The sequence below is a fragment of the Streptomyces sp. NPDC046349 genome (assembly GCF_055587885.1).
On sequence record NZ_JBVJFK010000002.1, the window covers coordinates 33,286 to 51,679 of the forward strand.

14 protein-coding genes and 1 other RNA gene are annotated in these 18,394 nt (G+C 73.4%); 9 read left to right on the forward strand and 6 right to left on the reverse strand.

Features of this window, described 5'->3' with window-relative positions; all coding sequences use genetic code 11:
• Nucleotides 1-2 precede the first annotated feature (2 nt).
• Together ACZ6JS_RS03850 and ACZ6JS_RS03855 are read right to left on the reverse strand one after the other, a co-directional pair.
• Nucleotides 3-1,361 carry an ABC transporter substrate-binding protein gene (locus tag ACZ6JS_RS03850; protein WP_469295592.1) on the reverse strand — a complete coding sequence of 453 codons (1,359 nt, stop codon included), beginning with the start codon at nucleotides 1,359-1,361 and terminating at the stop codon, nucleotides 3-5.
• Between the two features lie 96 nt (nucleotides 1,362-1,457).
• On the reverse strand, nucleotides 1,458-4,508 hold the full coding sequence (locus ACZ6JS_RS03855; RefSeq protein WP_469296375.1) for an FHA domain-containing protein: 3,051 nt from the start codon (nucleotides 4,506-4,508) through the stop codon (nucleotides 1,458-1,460).
• 438 nt (nucleotides 4,509-4,946) lie between these two features.
• On the opposite strand from ACZ6JS_RS03855, the gene ACZ6JS_RS03860 reads away from it, so the two are divergent.
• Nucleotides 4,947-6,716, forward strand: coding sequence for a serine/threonine-protein kinase (locus tag ACZ6JS_RS03860; RefSeq protein WP_469295594.1), 1,770 nt, complete (start codon nucleotides 4,947-4,949; stop codon nucleotides 6,714-6,716).
• A 159-nt stretch (nucleotides 6,717-6,875) separates the two neighbouring features.
• Nucleotides 6,876-8,126, forward strand: coding sequence for a serine/threonine-protein kinase (locus ACZ6JS_RS03865; RefSeq protein WP_469295595.1), 1,251 nt, complete (start codon nucleotides 6,876-6,878; stop codon nucleotides 8,124-8,126).
• Nucleotides 8,127-8,267: 141 nt separating this feature from the next.
• On the opposite strand, the gene ACZ6JS_RS03870 is transcribed toward ACZ6JS_RS03865, so the two are convergent.
• On the reverse strand, nucleotides 8,268-9,269 hold the full coding sequence (locus ACZ6JS_RS03870; RefSeq protein ID WP_469295597.1) for an isopenicillin N synthase family dioxygenase: 1,002 nt from the start codon (nucleotides 9,267-9,269) through the stop codon (nucleotides 8,268-8,270).
• Nucleotides 9,270-9,585: 316 nt separating this feature from the next.
• Here ACZ6JS_RS03870 and prfB point away from each other — a divergent pair, with 316 nt between their 5' ends.
• Nucleotides 9,586-10,695: a peptide chain release factor 2 gene (gene prfB, locus ACZ6JS_RS03875; RefSeq protein WP_469295598.1), complete on the forward strand. Its 1,110-nt coding sequence runs from the start codon at nucleotides 9,586-9,588 to the stop codon at nucleotides 10,693-10,695.
• Nucleotides 10,696-10,828: 133 nt separating this feature from the next.
• On the opposite strand, the gene ACZ6JS_RS03880 is transcribed toward prfB, so the two are convergent.
• Complete coding sequence (locus ACZ6JS_RS03880) at nucleotides 10,829-11,020, reverse strand: hypothetical protein (RefSeq protein WP_030662818.1); 192 nt, start codon at nucleotides 11,018-11,020, stop codon at nucleotides 10,829-10,831.
• 238 nt (nucleotides 11,021-11,258) lie between these two features.
• On the opposite strand from ACZ6JS_RS03880, the gene ftsE reads away from it, so the two are divergent.
• The 6 genes from ftsE to ACZ6JS_RS03910 all read left to right on the forward strand — a co-directional run bounded on the left by ftsE (nucleotide 11,259) and on the right by ACZ6JS_RS03910 (nucleotide 15,451).
• Nucleotides 11,259-11,948 (forward strand): cell division ATP-binding protein FtsE, encoded by a 690-nt coding sequence (ftsE, locus tag ACZ6JS_RS03885; RefSeq protein ID WP_030011324.1) that lies wholly within the window; start codon nucleotides 11,259-11,261, stop codon nucleotides 11,946-11,948.
• A gap of 16 nt (nucleotides 11,949-11,964) precedes the next feature.
• Nucleotides 11,965-12,927: a permease-like cell division protein FtsX gene (ftsX, locus tag ACZ6JS_RS03890; RefSeq protein ID WP_364845374.1), complete on the forward strand. Its 963-nt coding sequence runs from the start codon at nucleotides 11,965-11,967 to the stop codon at nucleotides 12,925-12,927.
• A 67-nt stretch (nucleotides 12,928-12,994) separates the two neighbouring features.
• Nucleotides 12,995-14,173 carry a S41 family peptidase gene (locus ACZ6JS_RS03895; RefSeq protein ID WP_469295600.1) on the forward strand — a complete coding sequence of 393 codons (1,179 nt, stop codon included), beginning with the start codon at nucleotides 12,995-12,997 and terminating at the stop codon, nucleotides 14,171-14,173.
• 18 nt (nucleotides 14,174-14,191) lie between these two features.
• The gene (smpB, locus tag ACZ6JS_RS03900; protein WP_469295602.1) at nucleotides 14,192-14,677 is read left to right on the forward strand and encodes an SsrA-binding protein SmpB; all 486 of its coding nucleotides are present in this window, start codon (nucleotides 14,192-14,194) and stop codon (nucleotides 14,675-14,677) included.
• Nucleotides 14,678-14,759: 82 nt separating this feature from the next.
• Nucleotides 14,760-15,148: a transfer-messenger RNA gene (gene ssrA / locus ACZ6JS_RS03905) on the forward strand.
• A 78-nt stretch (nucleotides 15,149-15,226) separates the two neighbouring features.
• Entirely contained in the window at nucleotides 15,227-15,451 is a 225-nt protein-coding gene (locus ACZ6JS_RS03910; protein ID WP_469295603.1) for a hypothetical protein, read from the forward strand.
• Nucleotides 15,452-15,766: 315 nt separating this feature from the next.
• Here ACZ6JS_RS03910 and ACZ6JS_RS03915 read toward each other — a convergent pair whose 3' ends face one another.
• The gene (locus ACZ6JS_RS03915; RefSeq protein ID WP_469295604.1) at nucleotides 15,767-16,960 is read right to left on the reverse strand and encodes an SH3 domain-containing protein; all 1,194 of its coding nucleotides are present in this window, start codon (nucleotides 16,958-16,960) and stop codon (nucleotides 15,767-15,769) included.
• 48 nt (nucleotides 16,961-17,008) lie between these two features.
• Entirely contained in the window at nucleotides 17,009-18,301 is a 1,293-nt protein-coding gene (locus ACZ6JS_RS03920; protein WP_469296377.1) for an MFS transporter, read from the reverse strand.
• Between the last annotated feature and the right edge of the window lie 93 nt (nucleotides 18,302-18,394).

Genomic DNA, 18,394 nt, shown 5'->3' on the forward strand with positions numbered 1-18,394 from the left:
GATCAGTTCCCGTAGGCCTTGGCCGCGTCCGCCTCCAGCTTCGCCTGGGTGCCCGCCACGTCCGACGGGTTCGCCAGGAAGTCCTGGAGCGCCTTCCACTCGCCCGCGCCCGGCGTCCCGCCGAACGCCGCCGGCGCCTGGTCCGACATGTCGAAGCGGAAGTCGTCGCCGGCCGCGATGAGCGCCTTGGCGATGTTGCGCTGGATGTCGTTCGGGTAGGCCGCCGGGTCGACCGCCTTGTTCGGGGAGAGGAAACCGCCCTCGCGGGCCTGGATCTGCGCCGCGTCCGCCGACGCCAGGAACGTCAGCAGCGCCTGCGCGCCCTTCGACGGCTTCAGCGCCACGGCCACGTCACCGCCCGAGACCACCGGCGGCTTCGCGCCGACCGCCGGGAAGGGGAACACCAGGGCGTCCTCGCCGACCTTCGCCTCGGTCTGCCCGATGTTCACCGCGACGAAGTCGCCCTCGAAGACCATCGCGGCCGCCGGCCGGTCGCCGCCCGTGAAGGTCTGCGTCACCGACTTCGGGAACTCGGTCGCCAGCGCCCCGCTCGTGCCGCCCGCCAGGAAGTCCTTGCGTCCGAACAGCTCACCGAGCGTGGTCAGGGCCTGCCTGACGCTGTCGTCGGTCCACTTGATCTCGTGCTTGGCCAACTGGTCGTACTTCTCCGGGCCCGCCTGCGAGAGGTAGATGTTCTCGAACCAGTCCGTGAGGGTCCAGCCGTCCGCGCCCGCGACCGAGACCGCAGGGGTGCCCGACGCCGACAGGGTGTCCGCCGCGGTGATCAGTTCCTTCCAGGTCGTCGGCGGCTTGACGCCCGCCGCCTCGAAGGCTTTCGCGTTGTACCAGATCAGCGATTTGTTGGCGGCCTTGTAGTAGACGCCGTACTGGGTACCGCCGACCGCGCCCAGCGACTTCCAGCCCGCCGAGTAGTTCTTGTCCAACTGCGCCTGCGCCTCCGGTCCCACCGGCTGCGCCCACTTGTTCTCCACCGCCGAGACCAGCGCCCCGACCTGCGGCAGCAGTGCGACGTCCGGCGGAGCCCCGCCGGCGATCTTCGTGCCGAGGAAGGTGACGATCGGGTCCTGGGCCGGGACGAAGGTGACGGCGGCACCCGTCCGCTTCTCGAACTCCTTGAGGACCTTGGTGAAGTTCTCCTGCTCGGGTCCCGTCCAGACCGCTGCGACCTGCAGCTTCTCACCGTCCAGCCGTGGTAACGCCACCCCCGGCGAGGCCGTGCCGCCCTGCGGTGCCCGAGGTTCCTCCTCCGCGCCGCCCCCGCACGCGGCGAGGGCGAGCGCGCCCGCCGCGGCCAGCGCCGCCCACCTGAGATGCGTACGGCCCGTTCCGTGCTCGCGCATGGCTCTGCCCCCGATACCCGTGGTGTGTCCCGGACCACAAGGTCTACGCCGACCGGCGCGGCCCCGCAATACCGCGTCACCGGGACGGGTGCGGGGCTACGAGGCGTCCTGGGGCGCCGGCGGGAACAGCACGGGTATCGCCGAGACCAGGTGCGCGGCCCGGTCCAGGGCGCTGGCCAGCAGCGCCAGGTCGGTCGGGCCGTTGCCCAGCTCGCGTACCGGCCTGCGGGCCGGCGGATCGCCCATCCGCTCCCACTCGACCGGGACCACTGTCGGCCGCAGGGTCGCCGTGCGGGGGATCCGCCCGGTGACCCGGCCCGCCTGGAAGGGGACCGTACGGCCGTCCGCGAAGCGCAGTACGCCCCGGCCGGGCCCCGGCTGGTCCGGGGCCGCGAGCTCCACCCGCAGGGCGGCCATCCGGGCCGGGCCGGTGTCGGCCGTGCGGTCCGGGCGGGAGGTGCTCGCCACCAGGTGCACGCCCAGCCGGGCACCGTCACGGGCCACCGCCTCCAGCGCCCGCACCACCGAACCGGCCGCGGGCCGGCCCGCACTGCCCAGGCCGGGCGCGACCAGCGCGTCGAGGTCGTCCACCAGGACCACCAGGCGGGGCAGCGGGCTCGGTCCGGCCGGCTCCGTGCGCGTGACCGAGGCGCGCAGCCGGAGCGTTCCCGTCCGCACGGGCTCCCCGGCGCCCGGAGGACCGGCCGACGGGCCGCCGTCGCCGCGGACCTCGCCCGCGGCGGGCCGGCGGGGCGCGACCATCCGGCCGGACACCTCGCGCTGCGCGTGCCACTCGGCGAAGTGGACGCCGTCCAGCAGCTCGGCACGCCGCTTGAGCTCCGCTCCCAGCGCCTGCGCGAACTCGCGCATGCGCACAGGATCGGAGGCGACCAGGTGGGCGGAGACGTGCGGGAGTTCGGTACAGGGCAGCAGCCCGTCGCCGCGCTCGCCGCCGGCCCCGTCGAGGAGCACCAGCCCCAGCCGGTCCGGGCGGGCGCCCGAGGACAGCGACGCGGCCACCGACCGCAGCAGCTCGGTCCGCCCGCTGCCGGCCGGCCCCTCCACGATCAGGTGCGGCCCGTCGTGGACGAGCTCGGTGCCGACGGGGCCGCGCCGCCCGCTGCCCAGCACGATCTCGGCCAGGCCGCCCTGGGCCTGCCCCTGGTCGGTGGCGGCCGCCCAGCGGGCCATCAGGGAGGCCGGGGTGGCCCGGGCCAGACCCAGCTCGTCCAGCAGACGCGCCGTGGCGGGCAGCGTGGCGGCCGTCGGACGGCTCGGGCCGCCGGCCCCGGCGTCGGTGGGCCGCAGGGGTGCCAGAGCCCGCGCGAACCGCTCGGCCCAGGCGGTGGAGACGGCGTCGGAGACAGCGGTGCCCCCGGACGGGACCGGCCGGCCGCCCCGGATCTCGAAGGTCCGCACGGCCGTGGCCACGTCCCCGCTGAGCAGGGCGACCGCGCCGCAGTCCCGGAAGGCCGCGGTGGCCGCGCAGGCGGTCTCGTACGTGTCGGTGACCGGAGAGGCGGGTGTGGCGGCCGGGGCCTCGGCGAGCACCAGGACGTGGATACCGGCGGCGGGGCCGTGCGAGGCGAGCCGGCCGGTGATGTCGCGCAGTGCGCCGGTGCCGGGATCGCCGTCGAGGACGAGGAGGGTGTACGGGCCCGCGTAGGCGTCGGCCGTCTCGCGGACCCGGTCCGCGGAGGCGCTCGCCCAGTGCGCGCCGAGCGGACCGTCGTCGAGGCGCCGGGTCAGCTCGGCCGTGCGGGCGGCGGCCTGGTCGCGGTCGAACGCGAGGAGCAGGCGGCAGTCCTGGCCGTGCGCGGGCCGTACGTGGGGCAGCCAGCCCAGCCAGCCCCAGTCGCGGCGCCGGTCGGCGAGCGGACGGGCCCGGTCGGCGCAGACGAGCACGATCTCCAGCTGTCCCGGCGCGTGCAGTCCGGCGAGCTGCGCGACCACCCAGCGGGCGGCGCCGGACATCCGGGCCCGCGGGCCGGCCAGGCCGAGGGCGCCCACAGCGGGCAGCGACACCCGGCTCCCGGCGCCGAGCCCGACCTCCAGCAGCGCGGAGCCGGCGGCCCGCCCGGACGTACGGGACCACAGGCGCCCGGTGGGCCCCATCGCGCCCAGCAGCAGCGCGGCCGGGTCGTCGGGGTGCGGCGGGGCGGCGGCGACGACCGCCTCCGGAGCGTCCTGCGCGACGTCCTCCCCGCGCACCCACTTGCGGGCCCACGCGCCGAGGCCCTTGCGGCGGCCGGACCCGGGCCGGGGCCCGTCCGGCCCGCCGGTCCCGGCCGGGGAGTCGGACGCGCCCGGACGGGCCGCCCCGGCGGCGCCGGTCGGCCCGTACGGCCCTGCCGTGCCCGCGGCGGTGCCGGAGGCGCCCGGCGCCGGGCCGGGGCCGGCGGCGTGCGGACCGTACGCCCCGGGGCCGGCCGGGCCGCGGGCGCCCGCCGCGCTCCCGGCGGCGTCGGGGGAGGCCCCGGCGGGGCCGTCCGGGCCGGCGGGCGCGGCGAGAGCCAGGTGGCCCTCCTGGTCCGGGGTCACCGGCAGCACGGGCGGACTCGCGGGAGCCAGCCGCAGGGTGGACTCGCCGACCCGCAGCAGGGCTCCCGGGCGCAGGGCGACCGGCTGGATCCCGACCGGGGAGCCGTCGAGGGTGGTGCCGTTCGTCGACCCCAGGTCGGCCACGGCGACCCGGCCGTCGCCGATCACCGTCACCGCGCAGTGCATCCGGGACACGTCGGGATCGTCCAGCGGGACGTCGGCGTCGGCGGACCGGCCGACCCGGATCTGCCCGCCGTGCAGCAGGTGCACCCCGCCCGCGTCGGGTCCGGCCACGACGTGCAGCTGGGGTGCGCCGAGGCCGTCCTCGGGCAGCACGTCCGGCATCGGGGAGTGCAGCGCCAGCACCGCGCCGTCCACCAGCGGCGGCTCGCCCAGCACCCGCCGCTGGAGGTCGAGGCGCTCGGAACCCGCGTACAGCACGACCGTGCCCCCGGTGTCGGGGCCGCCGACGGTGGCCGCGAGCCCGGAGGCGACCGCGGCCAGCGCGGTACCGGCGGGCGCGGTGACGAGCACGTCACAGCTCGCGGGGGCGGTCGCGGTCTGGTGGCCGCTGCGCGACCCGAGGACGGTCAGCCGGATCTGCATCGCCGTCAGCGGTCCCTTCTGCGCGGTGCGCGGTGAGTGCGCCCGGCAGGGGATTTCCGTGACACGCATGCCCGATCGCCCCCCGCCCGGCACGGACGCGTCGTCCGGTCAGGTCTGCCCGGAAGGCGGGGCTCCCGTCCCGTGCCGTTCCGTACGGGTGCATCCTCGCACCTGTCGCGGACAACACGCCCGGCACCCGGCAATAAATGATCTTGATCTGTCGCGGGCCGGGCCGGGGCCCGATCGAATCCGGACCGAGAGCGGGGGAAAGAAGGGGAAAATCGCCTCCGGCATACCCCGAAAACGTCACCCTCCGTACATATGTGCGGCAACCAACCTCCGGGGACCGGCGTCTTCCCGGGGGACACCCCCTAGAGTGGGCCGGAAAAACCACTCGACGGATCGACCACAGCAGACGACAGCAGGGGAGCGCGAGACGTGCGGCCAGTCGGCAGTAAATACCTGCTCGAGGAGCCGCTCGGGCGCGGCGCCACGGGCACCGTCTGGCGTGCCCGCCAGAGGGAGACCGCCGGCGCCGAGGCGGCCGTCGCGGGGCAGCCCGGCGAAACAGTGGCCATCAAGGTCCTCAAGGAGGAGCTGGCCCAGGACGCCGACATCGTCATGCGCTTCCTGCGGGAGCGCTCGGTCCTGCTGCGCCTGACCCACCCCAACATCGTGCGCACCCGCGACCTCGTCGTCGAGGGTGACCTGCTCGCCCTGGTCATGGACCTGATCGACGGTCCGGACCTGCACCGGTACCTGCGCGAGAACGGCCCGTTCACCCCCGTCGCCGCGAGCCTGCTGACCGCCCAGATCGCGGACGCGCTCGCCGCCAGCCACGCGGACGGCGTGGTACACCGCGACCTCAAGCCGGCCAACGTGCTGCTCGACGAGCGCGGCGGGCAGATGAAGCCGATGCTCACCGACTTCGGCATCGCCCGGCTCGCCGACTCCCCGGGCCTGACCCGCACGCACGAGTTCGTCGGCACGCCCGCCTACGTCGCCCCCGAGTCCGCCGAGGGCCGGCCGCAGACCTCCGCCGTCGACATCTACGGCGCCGGCATCCTGCTCTACGAGCTGCTCACCGGCCGCCCGCCGTTCGCCGGCGGCACCGCGCTCGAAGTGCTCCACCGCCACCTCAGCGAGGAGCCGCAGCGCCCCTCGACCGTGCCCGAGCCGCTGTGGACGGTCGTCGAGCGCTGCCTGCGCAAGGAGCCCGACGAGCGCCCCAGCGCCGTGAGCCTGGCCCGCGGCCTGCGTGTGGTCGCCGCCGGCATCGGCGTGCACTCCACGTCCGCCGAGGTGGAGGCCGCGCTCGGCGTGGGCGCCCTCCTCGCGCCCGACCCCTCCCCGGCCCCGGTCCCCGAGACCCCCGGTGCCGCGGACCCCACCCAGGTGCTGCCCGCCGGAGCGGGCTCCCCGGCGGGCGCCTACGACCCGAATGCCATGACCAGCGTCATGCCGCCGGTCGGCGCGGCCGACGCCACCTCGGTGCTGCCGAGCACGGGGGGCCCCGGGGCCGACCCGACCTCGGTCATGCCGCCGGTGCAGCAGCCGGACGCGCCGCACCCGTGGCAGACGCAGATGCGGGCCGCCCGCGACCGCAACGAGCAGACGCAGATCCAGTACCTCGACCCCGAGGACGACCCGCTGCGCCGCCGTCCCCAGCGCCAGGCGCCCCCGCCGCCGCAGCACCGGCCCCAGCAGCCGCCGCAGTACCGGCAGGGCCCGCCGCCGCAGCAGTACCAGCAGCCGCAGCAGCCCCAGTACCGCCAGCCGCAGCAGCCCTCGCAGCAGCAGTACGCGCCGCCGCCCCCGCCGCCGCAGCACTACCAGCCGCAGCAGCGCCAGCCCCAGCCGTACCAGCAGCCGCAGCCGCAGCAGCCGCAATACCGCCAGCCGCAGCAGCCCCAGCAGGCCCCGCCGCAGCCCCCGGCCCCCCGGGAGCCGCGCGAGCCGCGCCGCCGCAGCGCCAACCCGGTGCGGATCCCGGGCCTCGGCTGCCTCAAGGGCTGCCTCGTGCTGATCCTGGTGTTCTTCGTGGCGGGCTGGCTGATCTGGGAGCTGACCCCGCTCCAGGAGTGGGTCGGCACCGGCAAGGGCTGGTGGGACCAGGTGTGGTCCTGGGGCTCCGGCGTCGTCGACTGGGTGACCACAATCGGTGACGCGGCGGGCTCGTCGGGTTCCTCGGGCTCCGGCACCCCCTGAGGCCGGGCCCGTAGCGACGGCTTCGTGGATTTGTCGACATCCAGGGCGGGATTTCGCCCGCAGAAGTGAAGGTCGTCGCGAATCGGGCCCCCTGCTGGCCTCCGAAGCCCGCCGGGCCGCGTAGCTTTGGGGCGTACGCCAGCCACTGAGGGAGCAGTCGTGGCACGGAAAATCGGCAGCCGGTACACGGCGCACCAGATCCTGGGGCGCGGCAGCGCGGGCACGGTGTGGCTGGGCGAGGGGCCTGACGGGCCCGTCGCCGTCAAACTCCTGCGCGAGGACCTCGCGTCGGACCAGGAGCTGGTCGGTCGCTTCGTCCAGGAGCGCAGCGCCCTGCTCGGACTGGAGCACCCGCACGTCGTCTCCGTCCGCGACCTCGTCGTGGACGGCAACGACCTCGCCCTCGTCATGGACCTCGTACGCGGTACGGACCTGCGCACACGGCTCGACCGCGAGCGCCGGCTGGCCCCCGAGGCGGCCGTGGCGATCGTCGCGGACGTGGCCGACGCACTGGCCGCGGCCCACGCGGCGGGGGTCGTCCACCGGGACGTCAAGCCGGAGAACGTCCTGCTGGACATGCAGGGCCCGCTCGGCCCGGGCGGCTCGCACCCGGCCCTGCTGACCGACTTCGGCGTCGCCAAGCTGATCGACTCCCCACGGCGGGCCACGGCCGGCCGGGCCACCGCCCCGACGACCCGCATCATCGGCACCCCGGACTACCTGGCGCCGGAGATCGTGGAGGGCCTGCCCCCGCGCGCGGCCGTGGACATATACGCCCTGGCCACCGTCCTGTACGAGCTGCTGGCCGGATTCACGCCCTTCGGCGGGGGCCACCCGGGAGCCGTCCTGCGGCGGCACGTGACGGAGACCGTCGTCCCGCTGCCGGGGATCCCCGACGAACTGTGGCAGCTGATCGTGCAGTGCCTGGCCAAGGCCCCCGCCTCACGGCTGCGGGCGTCGGAGCTGTCCGTCCGGCTGCGGGACCTGCTGCCGATGCTGGCCGGGATGCCGCCCCTGGACGTCGACGAGCCGGACGACGCGGAACCGGAACCGGCGGTGTCCGAGGAGCCCGCCGCCGACCCGGTGCGGCGGCGCAGCGTGGTCCCGCTGGTGCCGGGGTCGGCGACCGACTCCAACCGGGACACCCACACCTCGATGCGGGTGCCCGGACCGGACGAGCTGGCGGGCGGGGCGCTGGGCACGGCCCGCGTGCCGCGCCCGGCCGGCGGGCACCGGCCCGGCTCGGCCCGGCACCGTGCCGAGGCCGCGCGCAAGCGGCGCCTGACCCTCTCCGCGGTCGCGGTGGCCCTGGCCGCCGCCGTCGGACTGGGCGGCTGGCTTGCCTTCTCCGGGGGCGACGAGCCGAAGCCCCGGCAGGACAACAAGCAGTCCGTTCCGCGGGTGCCGTAGCGCGGGTGCGGCGCGCCTCGGCCGGGGGCCGCCGGCCGCCCCCGAAGCCACGCGCCTCCCCACGCCGACGGGGCCGGAACGGCGGGGCTGCGCGCAGCCCGGGCGCCCCGCCTCGCCCCGCTGCCGCCGCCGTGTGCGGGCCTACGCCGCAGCCAGTTCGGGATGCCAGCGCCGTGCGACGGCCGGATGGGCGCGGACCCAGCCCTTGAGCTCGTTGCGGCCGTACTCGGCGTGCAGCGGGTTCGACGCGTCGTGCGCGACCCCGGGCGCCGAGCGGAGGTAGTCGCCCGGCACGGTCTCCACCACCGCGTCCAGCCGCGGGTTGTAGAAGAACGGCACGGAGAACCGCTCCACCGCCCCGGGCGGGCTCACCACCCGGTGGTCGGTCGCCGTCAGGTACCCCTCGGTCGCGATCTCCAGCAGCTCGCCCAGGTTCACCACGAAGGCCCCCGGCATCGGCGGCACGTCCACGTAGCCGCCGTCCCGGACCACCTGGAGGCCGCCCACCGAGTCCTGCAGCAGGAGCGTGAGGAAGCCGTAGTCCTTGTGCGCCCCGACGCCCTGGTCGGCGCCGGACGGGGCCGACCCCGGGTAGCGGATCAGCTTGGTGTGCAGGTGGGGGCGGTCGGCGAAGGCCTCGTCGAAGAAGTCGGCCGGTGCGCCGATCGAGGCAAGGAGCTCCTGGAGCAGGCGGTGCGCCACCGCCGCCAGGCGGCTCTGCCACTCCAGGACCACCGTGCGGAGTTCGGGGAGGGCCGCCGGCCACTGGTTCGGCCCCTCCAGCCACAGGTACGGCGGGTCGTCCGGGCCCACCACCGGCGCCGGCCGCTCCGCGCCCACGTCCAGCTGGTCGCGCCAGTCCGAGGCCCCGCCGGTCAGCTCGTGCCCGATCCGGGTGTAGCCGCGGAAGTGGGGCGAGTTCAGATTGCTCACGGCGAGCCGGTCGGCCTCCGGGAGGGCGAAGAAGGCCCGGGTGACCTCCAGGATGCGGGCGCTCTCGGCGGCGGTCACGCCGTGCCCGGTCAGGTGCAGGAAACCGGTGTCCCTGGCTGCCGCGTGCAGCTTCTTCAGGAATTCGGCCCGCTGGGCCGGGTCGTCGGCCTGGGAGAGGTCCAGGACGGGGAGGGAGTGCGCGGACGGCATGACGGCTCCGTTTCGGATGTCACGGGGTCCTGTTCCCCAGAGGTGGCGGGGTCGGCGGGTGGGGCGGGGCCGCCGGCAGGGGTGGTGCCGGCGACCGCTTGGGCCGCGTACAGGACCAAGTCGGATCGGGGTGGATCAGGCTTGGGTTCGGTCCGGCGGCTGACAGCTCGTCGACGTGACGCGCATGTAGTCCACATGGCGGCGCTTGACGAGGAGAACGGTCATACGGTGAGCGTACGCCCGTGCGACCTCTCATCAGAACGGGTGATCCGGCCTGCCCGGACGGGCTTGCCCGCGGACCGGCTACGCTGGACCCGTGGCAGTCGTCGATGTTTCCGAAGAGCTGAAGTCCCTCTCCTCGACCATGGGGTCGATCGAGGCCGTCCTGGACCTCGACAAGCTGAGGGCAGATATCGCCGTGCTCGAGGAGCAGGCCGCCGCGCCGTCCCTGTGGGACGACCCGGAAGCCGCCCAGAAGATCACGAGCAAGCTTTCGCACCTCCAGGCCGAGGTCCGGAAGGCCGAGACCCTGCGCGGACGCATCGACGACCTCGGGGTGCTGTTCGAGCTCGCCCAGGAGATGGACGACGCGGACACCCTCGCCGAGGCCGAGACCGAGCTGGTGTCCGTGCGCAAGGCGCTGGACGAGATGGAGGTCCGGACCCTGCTCTCCGGCGAGTACGCCGAGCGCGAGGCCCTGGTCAACATCCGTGCCGAGGCCGGCGGCGTCGACGCCTCCGACTTCGCCGAGCGCCTCCAGCGCATGTACCTGCGCTGGGCCGAGCGCCACGGCTACTCCACGGAGATCTACGAGACCTCGTACGCGGAGGAGGCCGGCATCAAGTCGACCACCTTCGTCGTCAAGGCCCCGTACGCCTACGGCACGCTCTCCGTCGAACAGGGCACCCACCGCCTCGTGCGCATCTCGCCCTTCGACAACCAGGGCCGCCGCCAGACCTCCTTCGCGGGCGTCGAGGTGCTCCCGGTCGTCGAGACCAGCGACCACGTCGAGATCGACGAGACCGAGCTGCGCATCGACGTCTACCGCGCCTCCGGCCCCGGCGGCCAGGGCGTCAACACCACCGACTCGGCCGTGCGCATCACGCACATCCCGACCGGCATCGTCGTCTCCTGCCAGAACGAGCGCTCGCAGATCCAGAACAAGGCCAGCGCCATGAACGTCCTCCAGGCCAAGCTCCTGGAGCGGCGCCGCCAGGAGGAGCAGGCCAAGATGGACGCCCTCAAGGACGGCGGAAGCTCCTGGGGCAACCAGATGCGCTCCTACGTCCTGCACCCGTACCAGATGGTCAAGGACCTGCGCACGGAGTTCGAGGTCGGCAACCCGCAGGCGGTGCTCGACGGCGAGATCGACGGCTTCCTGGAGGCCGGCATCCGCTGGCGCAAGCAGCAGGAGCAGACCGCTTAAGGCACTCCGCGCACGCACGCAACACGGGAAGGGCCCGGACACGAGATGTCCGGGCCCTTCCGCTTGTTCGTGATCGGTACGCGGCGCGGGCACCGACGAGCACCGGCGCCGCTCCCGCCGGGACAGCGCCTCCTCAGGCGGTCTGCTGGGCCACCAGCACCAGGGCTGCCACGAGCACCACCATGAGCACGATGAGAGCCACGGGGTTCAGGCCGGAGAAGGGGCCCTCCTGCTGGAGGCGCTCCCGGTTCGCCCGGCACACCGGGCAGCGGCCCTGGCTGACGGGTGCGGCGCAGTTCGCGCACACGAGCCGGTCATATGTCATGCGCTCCTCCTCTCGTCCCCTCGGTCTGCCTTCTTGCCTATAACGGCACGGGGAACCGGAGCGTTCCCCCTACCACTGTGCCAGCTTCGCCGGCATTCGGCGCGGCCCGCCCGGGCAATCGCGGTCCGCACCCTCCGGGACCGTGGGATAAAGCGGACAACTCCGGATGCCGGGTCCACACCTCGCGCCCGTTCGCGTATGGTCACGCACACCTACTCCCGGCGACCGTGGTGCACCCGTGATCCGATTCGACAGCGTCTCCAAGTCCTACCCGAAGCAGAGCCGTCCCGCACTCAGAGAAGTCTCCCTCGACATCGCGAAGGGCGAGTTCGTCTTCCTGGTCGGCTCGTCCGGCTCCGGCAAGTCCACGTTCCTGCGCCTCATCCTGCGCGAGGAGCGGGCGAGCCACGGCCAGGTGCACGTCCTGGGCAAGGACCTCGCCAAGCTCTCCAACTGGAAGGTCCCGCAGATGCGGCGCCAGCTGGGGACCGTCTTCCAGGACTTCCGCCTGCTGCCCAACAAGACGGTGGCCGAGAACGTGGCCTTCGCCCAGGAGGTCATCGGCAAGCCCAGGGGCGAGATCCGCAAGGCCGTCCCGCAGGTCCTCGAACTGGTGGGCCTGGGCGGCAAGGAGGAGCGCATGCCCGGCGAGCTCTCCGGCGGTGAGCAGCAGCGCGTGGCCATCGCCCGCGCCTTCGTCAACCGCCCGGCGCTGCTGATCGCGGACGAGCCCACCGGCAACCTCGACCCCCAGACCTCCGTCGGGATCATGAAGCTGCTGGACCGGATCAACCGGACCGGCACCACCGTGATCATGGCGACGCACGACCAGCAGATCGTCGACCAGATGCGCAAGCGCGTCATCGAACTCGAACAGGGCCGACTCGTGCGCGACCAGTCGCGCGGCGTCTACGGCTACCAGCACTGAAAGGCCCCCCAGAGTCATGCGCGCCCAGTTCGTCATGTCCGAGATCGGCGTCGGCCTCCGCCGCAATCTCACCATGACCTTCGCGGTCATCATCTCGGTGGCCCTGTCACTGGCCCTGTTCGGCGGCTCCCTGCTCATGAGCGAGCAGGTGGGCAGGATGAAGGGCTACTGGTACGACAAGGCCAACGTCTCGATCTACCTCTGCAACAAGCAGGACGCCCAGGAGGCCGGCGAGGCCGCCGCCAACAGTGCGGGAGGCGGCGCGGGAGGCGTGGCCACCTGCCGCAAGGGCGCCGTGACCGAAGAGCAGAAGAAGCAGATCGAGTCCGAGCTCAAGGCGATGTCCCTGGTCAAGTCGGTGACCTACGAGTCGGCCGACGAGGCGTACAAGCACTACCAGGAGCAGTACGGCCACACCGCCCTGGCCTCCTCCATCACCCCCGACCAGATGCAGGAGTCCTTCCGGGTCAAGCTCAAGAACCCGGAGAAGTACAAGGTGGTCACCTCCGCCTTCGCGGGCCGCGACGGCATCCACACCGTCGACGACCAGCGCCAGGCCATCGACGACCTGTTCAGGATCCTCAACTACCTGAACATGGCGGCCGTGGGCATCATGGCGATCATGCTGATCGTGGCGCTGCTGCTGATCGTCAACACCGTGCGCGTCTCGGCGTTCAGCCGCAGGCGGGAGACCGGGATCATGCGGCTCGTGGGTGCCTCCAGCTTCTACATCCAGGTGCCCTTCATCATGGAGGCCGCCGTCGCCGGGCTCATCGGCGCGCTCTTCGCCTGCGCCATGCTCGTCTCCGGCCAGTACTTCGTGATCGACCACGGCGTGGGCCTGCGGGACAAGATCCAGCTCATCGACTTCATGGGCTGGGGCTCGGTGCTGGCCAAGCTCCCGTACGTGCTCTTCATCGGCCTCCTGATGCCCTCCATGGCCGCCTTCATCGCCCTGCGCAAGTACCTGAAGGTGTGACAAGCGCCCCGCAAGCGGTCCGGCCAACCATCCGTACCGGCGCGGGCCTTGTCCTAGACTCGGCGCCATGCCGGGTCTGCCCGCCTTCTGTCTCCGGCCCCGCGACCCACGTCGCGGGGCCGTTTTGACGTTAACCTTCGTCGCCGTCGTCGCCGTCGGCGCGTTCACCGGCTGCTGGGAACGCGAGGACGGTGCGGCGGCCGCCGCCCTTACGGACGCCCCCGCGCCCGGGGCCCCGCGCGCGGAGGGCACTGCGGACCGCGAGGCGGTCGCCCGCGCCGCCGCCGAGGCCGTCGCCGAGGGCAAGTCCGGCAAGAAGGCCGCGCAGGAGGTGGTCAGCCGCAGCGGCGACCGCTGGGGCACCGTCTACGACCGGGGCGAGTACGCCGCCTTCGCCGAGGGCCTCGACGGGCACTGGACCGGTGTCGGGGTGTGGGCCGTGCGCGCCCGGGACGGCATGATCACCGTCGACGGGGTCCAGCCCGGCGGCCCGGCCGCCCGGGCCGGCCTGCGCGCCGGGGACCGGCTGCTGAGTGTGGACGGGCACGCCGTGACCGGGCTGGCCGTGGCCGACGTGGTGGCGCTGCTGCGCGGCACCGCCGGCACCCCCGTCGTGCTGAACCTGAGCCGGGGCGGCGCCGACCTCACCGAGACCGTCCTGCGCGAGCGGCTGAGCGCCGAGCCGGTGACCGTACGGCACCTCGCCGGCGACGTCACCGTCATCAAGGTCACCTCCTTCACCCGCGGTTCCGGCGAGCGGGTCAGGGCGGCCGTCCGTGCCGCCCCGGCCGGCGGCGGGGTGCTGCTCGACCTGCGCGGCAACCGCGGCGGGCTGGTCGCCGAGGCCGTCACGGCCGCCTCCGCCTTCCTGGACGGCGGGCTCGTGGCGACGTACGACGTACGGGGCGAACAGCGCGTCCTGAACGCGGCCCCGGGCGGGGACACGACCCGGCCGCTGGTGGCCCTCGTCGACGGCGGCACGATGAGCGCAGCCGAGCTGGTCACCGGCGCGCTCCAGGACCGCGGCCGGGCGGTGGCGGTGGGCAGCAGGACCTTCGGCAAGGGCTCGGTGCAGATGCCGACCGAGCTGCCGGACGGCTCGGTGGCCGAGCTGACCGTGGGCACGTACCGCACACCGTCGGGCCGCAGCCTCGACGGCGGGGGCATCACCCCGGACGTGCCGGCGGGCGAGCGGGCCGAAGAGCGGGCCGTCACGGTATTGGGTGGCCTCGGGGTGGGTCCGTAGTGCGAAAATGACCGCACTATGGCTAAGGAAAAAGGGCGCAAGCTGATCGCCCAGAACAAGAAGGCGCGGCACGACTACACGATCATCGACACCTACGAGTGCGGTCTCGTGCTCACCGGTACCGAGGTCAAGTCCCTGCGTCAGGGCCGGGCCTCGCTGGTGGACGGCTTCGTGTCGGTGGAGAGCCGGGAGGCCTGGCTCTACAACGTGCACGTGCCCGAGTACAGCCAGGGCACCTGGACCAACCACAGCGCCCGGCGCAAGCGCAAGCTCCTCATGCACCGGGAGGAGATCGACAAGCTGGAGCGCAAGGCGGACGAGTCGGGCCACACGATCGTGCCCCTCTCGCTGTACTTCAAGGACGGCCGGGCGAAGGTCGAGATCGCGCTGGCGAAGGGCAAGAAGGAGTACGACAAGCGGCAGACGATGCGCGAGAAGCAGGACACCCGCGAGACGAACCGGGTGATCTCGGCCATCCGCCGCAAGCAGCGCGGCACGGTTTAATCACCTGGCACGCGGTGGTCCACTTCGCGTACCATGGCGTCAGCACCGCCCCCCGGGGTGGAGCACATTGTTAAAAAAACATGGGGATGATCGGTTTCGACAGCGGATGTCGATGCAGGGGAAGCGAGCCGAGGAAGCGGCAATGATCTCGCTAACCACATGTCGCAAAAAATAATCGCCAACTCCAAGAGCGATAACTCCCGCTTCACCCTCGCTGCCTAATAACAGTGAGCTGAAGCCTCTGTGAGGAGCGTCAGCCCGGAAGTGGTCCCGGTCCGGATCCTGGCGTCAACAAGGGATCTAAACCTCTAGCCCCGGTCACGGGGGTTGGAGGGAAACCAAACAGTGACTGAGCCCGTCGGAGACTTGTCCGTGTGATCTCCGGGGCCGAGAAAAGCGCAGCGGACTGCGCTCGGAGAAGCCCTGCTTCTGCACCGTTGGACGCGGGTTCGATTCCCGCCATCTCCACTCATCCCATGTGGGCGAAGGCCCCGCAGCCACTCGGTTGCGGGGCCTTCGTCATGTCCGGGGGCCTGCTGGCAGGTGCCGATGCGCCGGTACGACGCGATCAAGGATCTTTACAAGCTGCCGGGCAACCCGGAGTGCAACGACCAGCTGCAGCCGGGGTTCAAGAACGGGATGCAGTACGTGTACCGCGTTCCGGCGGGAGCACGGATCGTGTCGTGGAAGTTCCAGGGGGTCGACTTCTCCGCTGCCGAGGAAGCGGCGGCGGGGCTGGTGCAGCTCGGCGAGGCAGGCACGCAGGGAACGTAGGCGCCCGACAAGTGCACGGAGCGTCCTCGGGACAGCTGGGGCTTGGAGCTCCTCCGTGCTCTTCACGACGCACGCTCGCGGCATCTGGCCCGGTCCCGGGCGACGGCTTGCATCAGCCGACGGGCATTCGCCGGAGGGCCCGGCAGGTGGGTCGTCTCCGGCCAGGAGTCGTGCTCGGCGGCCGACATGAGGATGTGCTGTCTCCCTTCACGAGGGTACGCAGTCTGGGGGTACCGGGTGAGGGGCGTCTGCCTGTTTCGCGGACCAGGCCCCCCGGCCGTGGGGCCGGGGGCCTGGGTCAGGCGGGGGCAGGGGTCAGCAGAAGGGGACCTTGTTGAGGTTCAGGGCGTAGCGGGCGGCGATCCAGCCGGAGCCGTCGGCGAGCTTGTACCAGATCGAATTGCCGTCGACCTTCTGGGCGTTGACCTTGCACTGGAGCTTGACCACCGTGCCGGTCGGGATCTTGCCGTGCTGCTTGTAGTGGGTGCCGGGGCCGGAGCGGACGCCGAGCCCCTTGCCCGGGGAGACGATCTTGGCCTTGGGCTTTGCCTCGGGCTGCTCGTGGTGACCGCCGCCGCACTTGCAGTCGCCGGGCTTCCCGGTGTCGCCCTTCGGGCCCTTGGGGCCCTGCGGGCCCGCCGGGCCCGGCTTGCCCGTGTGCCCCTGCGGGCCCTGCGGGCCCTGCGGGCCGGGCTTGCCGTCGTGGCCCTTCGGGCCCGGCTTGCCGGTCTCGCCCTTGTGTCCCTGCGGTCCGCGGGGGCCTTCCGGTCCGCGCGGGCCCGCGGGCCCGGTGTCGCCCTTCGGGCCGTTCGCGGGGCCCGGCTCGCCCTGCGGGCCGCGCGGGCCGGCGGGGCCCTGCTTGCCGTCGTGGCCCCTCGGGCCCCGCTTGCCGGTGTCCCCCTTGTCCCCCTTCTCGCCCTTCTCGCCCCTGTCCCCCTTGTCGCCCTTGGGGCCGGGGCGCCCGGGCTTGCCGTGGTGCCCCGGCTTGCCGTCGTCGCCCTTGTCGCCCTTGTCTCCCTTGGGGCCGGTCGCCGGGGTGGTGACGGCGAACAGGGCGGGGGCCGCCTCGTCCGTCGACCATTCGCCGCCGTGCAGGGTCGTGCCCTGCGGCGCGTCCGCGTCCACCCGCAGGTCGACACCCAGCCGGGTCTGCTCGTTCGAGGGGAAGACGAACCCGGCGCGGCTCCCGGCGTCGCACGTCAGCCGGCGGGCGTCGGCCGAGCGGGTGCACGGGATCGAGGAGCGCTGCCCGTCCCAGTAGAAGCGGGCCTCGGGGAAGGACGTACGGTCCGGTGCGGTGATCCGGAAGGTGCTGCTGACGGCCTGGTCGGACCCGTTGGCGGCCGCGATGACGACGCGGCCGGTCCCGCCGGGAGCGATCGAGGGTACGTACGGCTGGAAGAACCGGATGTTCGACGAGTCGGCGGCGGCCGGTACGGCCGGCGCCAGGCAGGCGGCGGTGACGGCTGCGACGAACAGGGCGGCGGGCACGGAACGGGAAGCAGGCACGGGTAGTTCCTCCGCAAAGGGAAGGGCGCTGGGGGAAAGCACCCCCAGTTATCGCGGATCCCCGGCGGTGGTCGTGCGTACCACGCGGGAACGATCACTCGGCCGCCGGATCGATCGGCCTGTCAGGGCGATCACCAGGGCGATCAGCGCGGCCGCCGCCGGAACCGCGTACGCGGCGACCGGGCCCGCGTCCTCTACCATCCGGCCCGAGCTCGCCGCGCCCGCGGCGATGCCCGCGAAGATGGCGGTCACCGCCAGGGTCATGCCCTCGTTCAGCCGCCCCTCGGGGGTGCGGGCGTGCACCTGCGACATCGCCGTGACCATCGTCGGGGCCGTGGCCATGCCGGCCAGCAGCAGGGCGCCCGCCAGGGCGGGCACCGAGCCGGTGGCCGCCGCGGCCCACGGAAGGGCCATCGCGGCGGCCAGGGCGTACACGCAGGCCTTCAACGAGCGGGCCCGCACGGTGCCGTAGAGCAGGCCGGCCGCGCAGGAGCCCGCCGCCTGGAGGGCAAGGACCAGACCGGAGGCTGCGCCCAGGCCGTGGACGTCGAGGTAGGCGATCGAGGCGACCTCCATCGAGCCGAACACCACGCCCGTGGCGAGGAAGAGCGGCAGCAGCGGGCCGAGGGCGCGCAGCGGTGAGCCCTTGCGGGGCGTCGCGGCCACCGGGGGCTGCGTGGCGCGGCAGGAGGTGAACACCAGCATCCCGGTGAGCAGCAGAGCAGCGCCGACGAGGGTGCCCGCCTCGGGGAAGACGGCGCTGCAGAGGAAGGCCGCCAGGACCGGCCCGAGCATGAAGCACAGCTCGTCCGCGGCCTGTTCGAAGGACATCGCCGTGTGGTGGGCGCCGGGGGAGTCGCGCAGCAGGTGCGTCCAGCGGGCCCGGGACATGCCGCCGATGTTGGGGGTGGTGGCTGTCGCGGCGTAGGAGACGAAGAGCGTCCAGGCGGGAGCGCCGCTGCGGACGCAGGCGATCAGGGCCAGCGAGCCGAGGACCGCGATCAGGGTGGCCGGCACGGCGATCCGGGCCTGACCGTGGCGGTCGATCAACCGGGCGGTCCAGGGCGCCACCACCGCCGTGGCCGCCAGGCCGGTCGCCGTGACCGCACCGGCGAGTGCGTACGAGCCCCGCTGGCCGGCGATCATCATGACCGCGCTGATCCCGAACATGCCCATCGGGAGGCGGGCGATGAGGTTGCCGGCGGTGAACCCCCGGGCGCCGGGCAGGTCGAACAGCCGCCGGTAGGGGCCGGGTGCCGGCCCGGCGGCACGGCGGGGGGCGGCGGGAGCGGTGGCGGGGGAGGGGGCGGTGATGACGAGCGTGCTGCCGGTGACGGTCATGAGGGGCATGGATCCACCCTCGGCCCGGGCGGTGTGCGGCGTCCAACACCTGTTCCGAGGCCATTCACCCGCTCTTGTTGTTAGTCTCCGGGG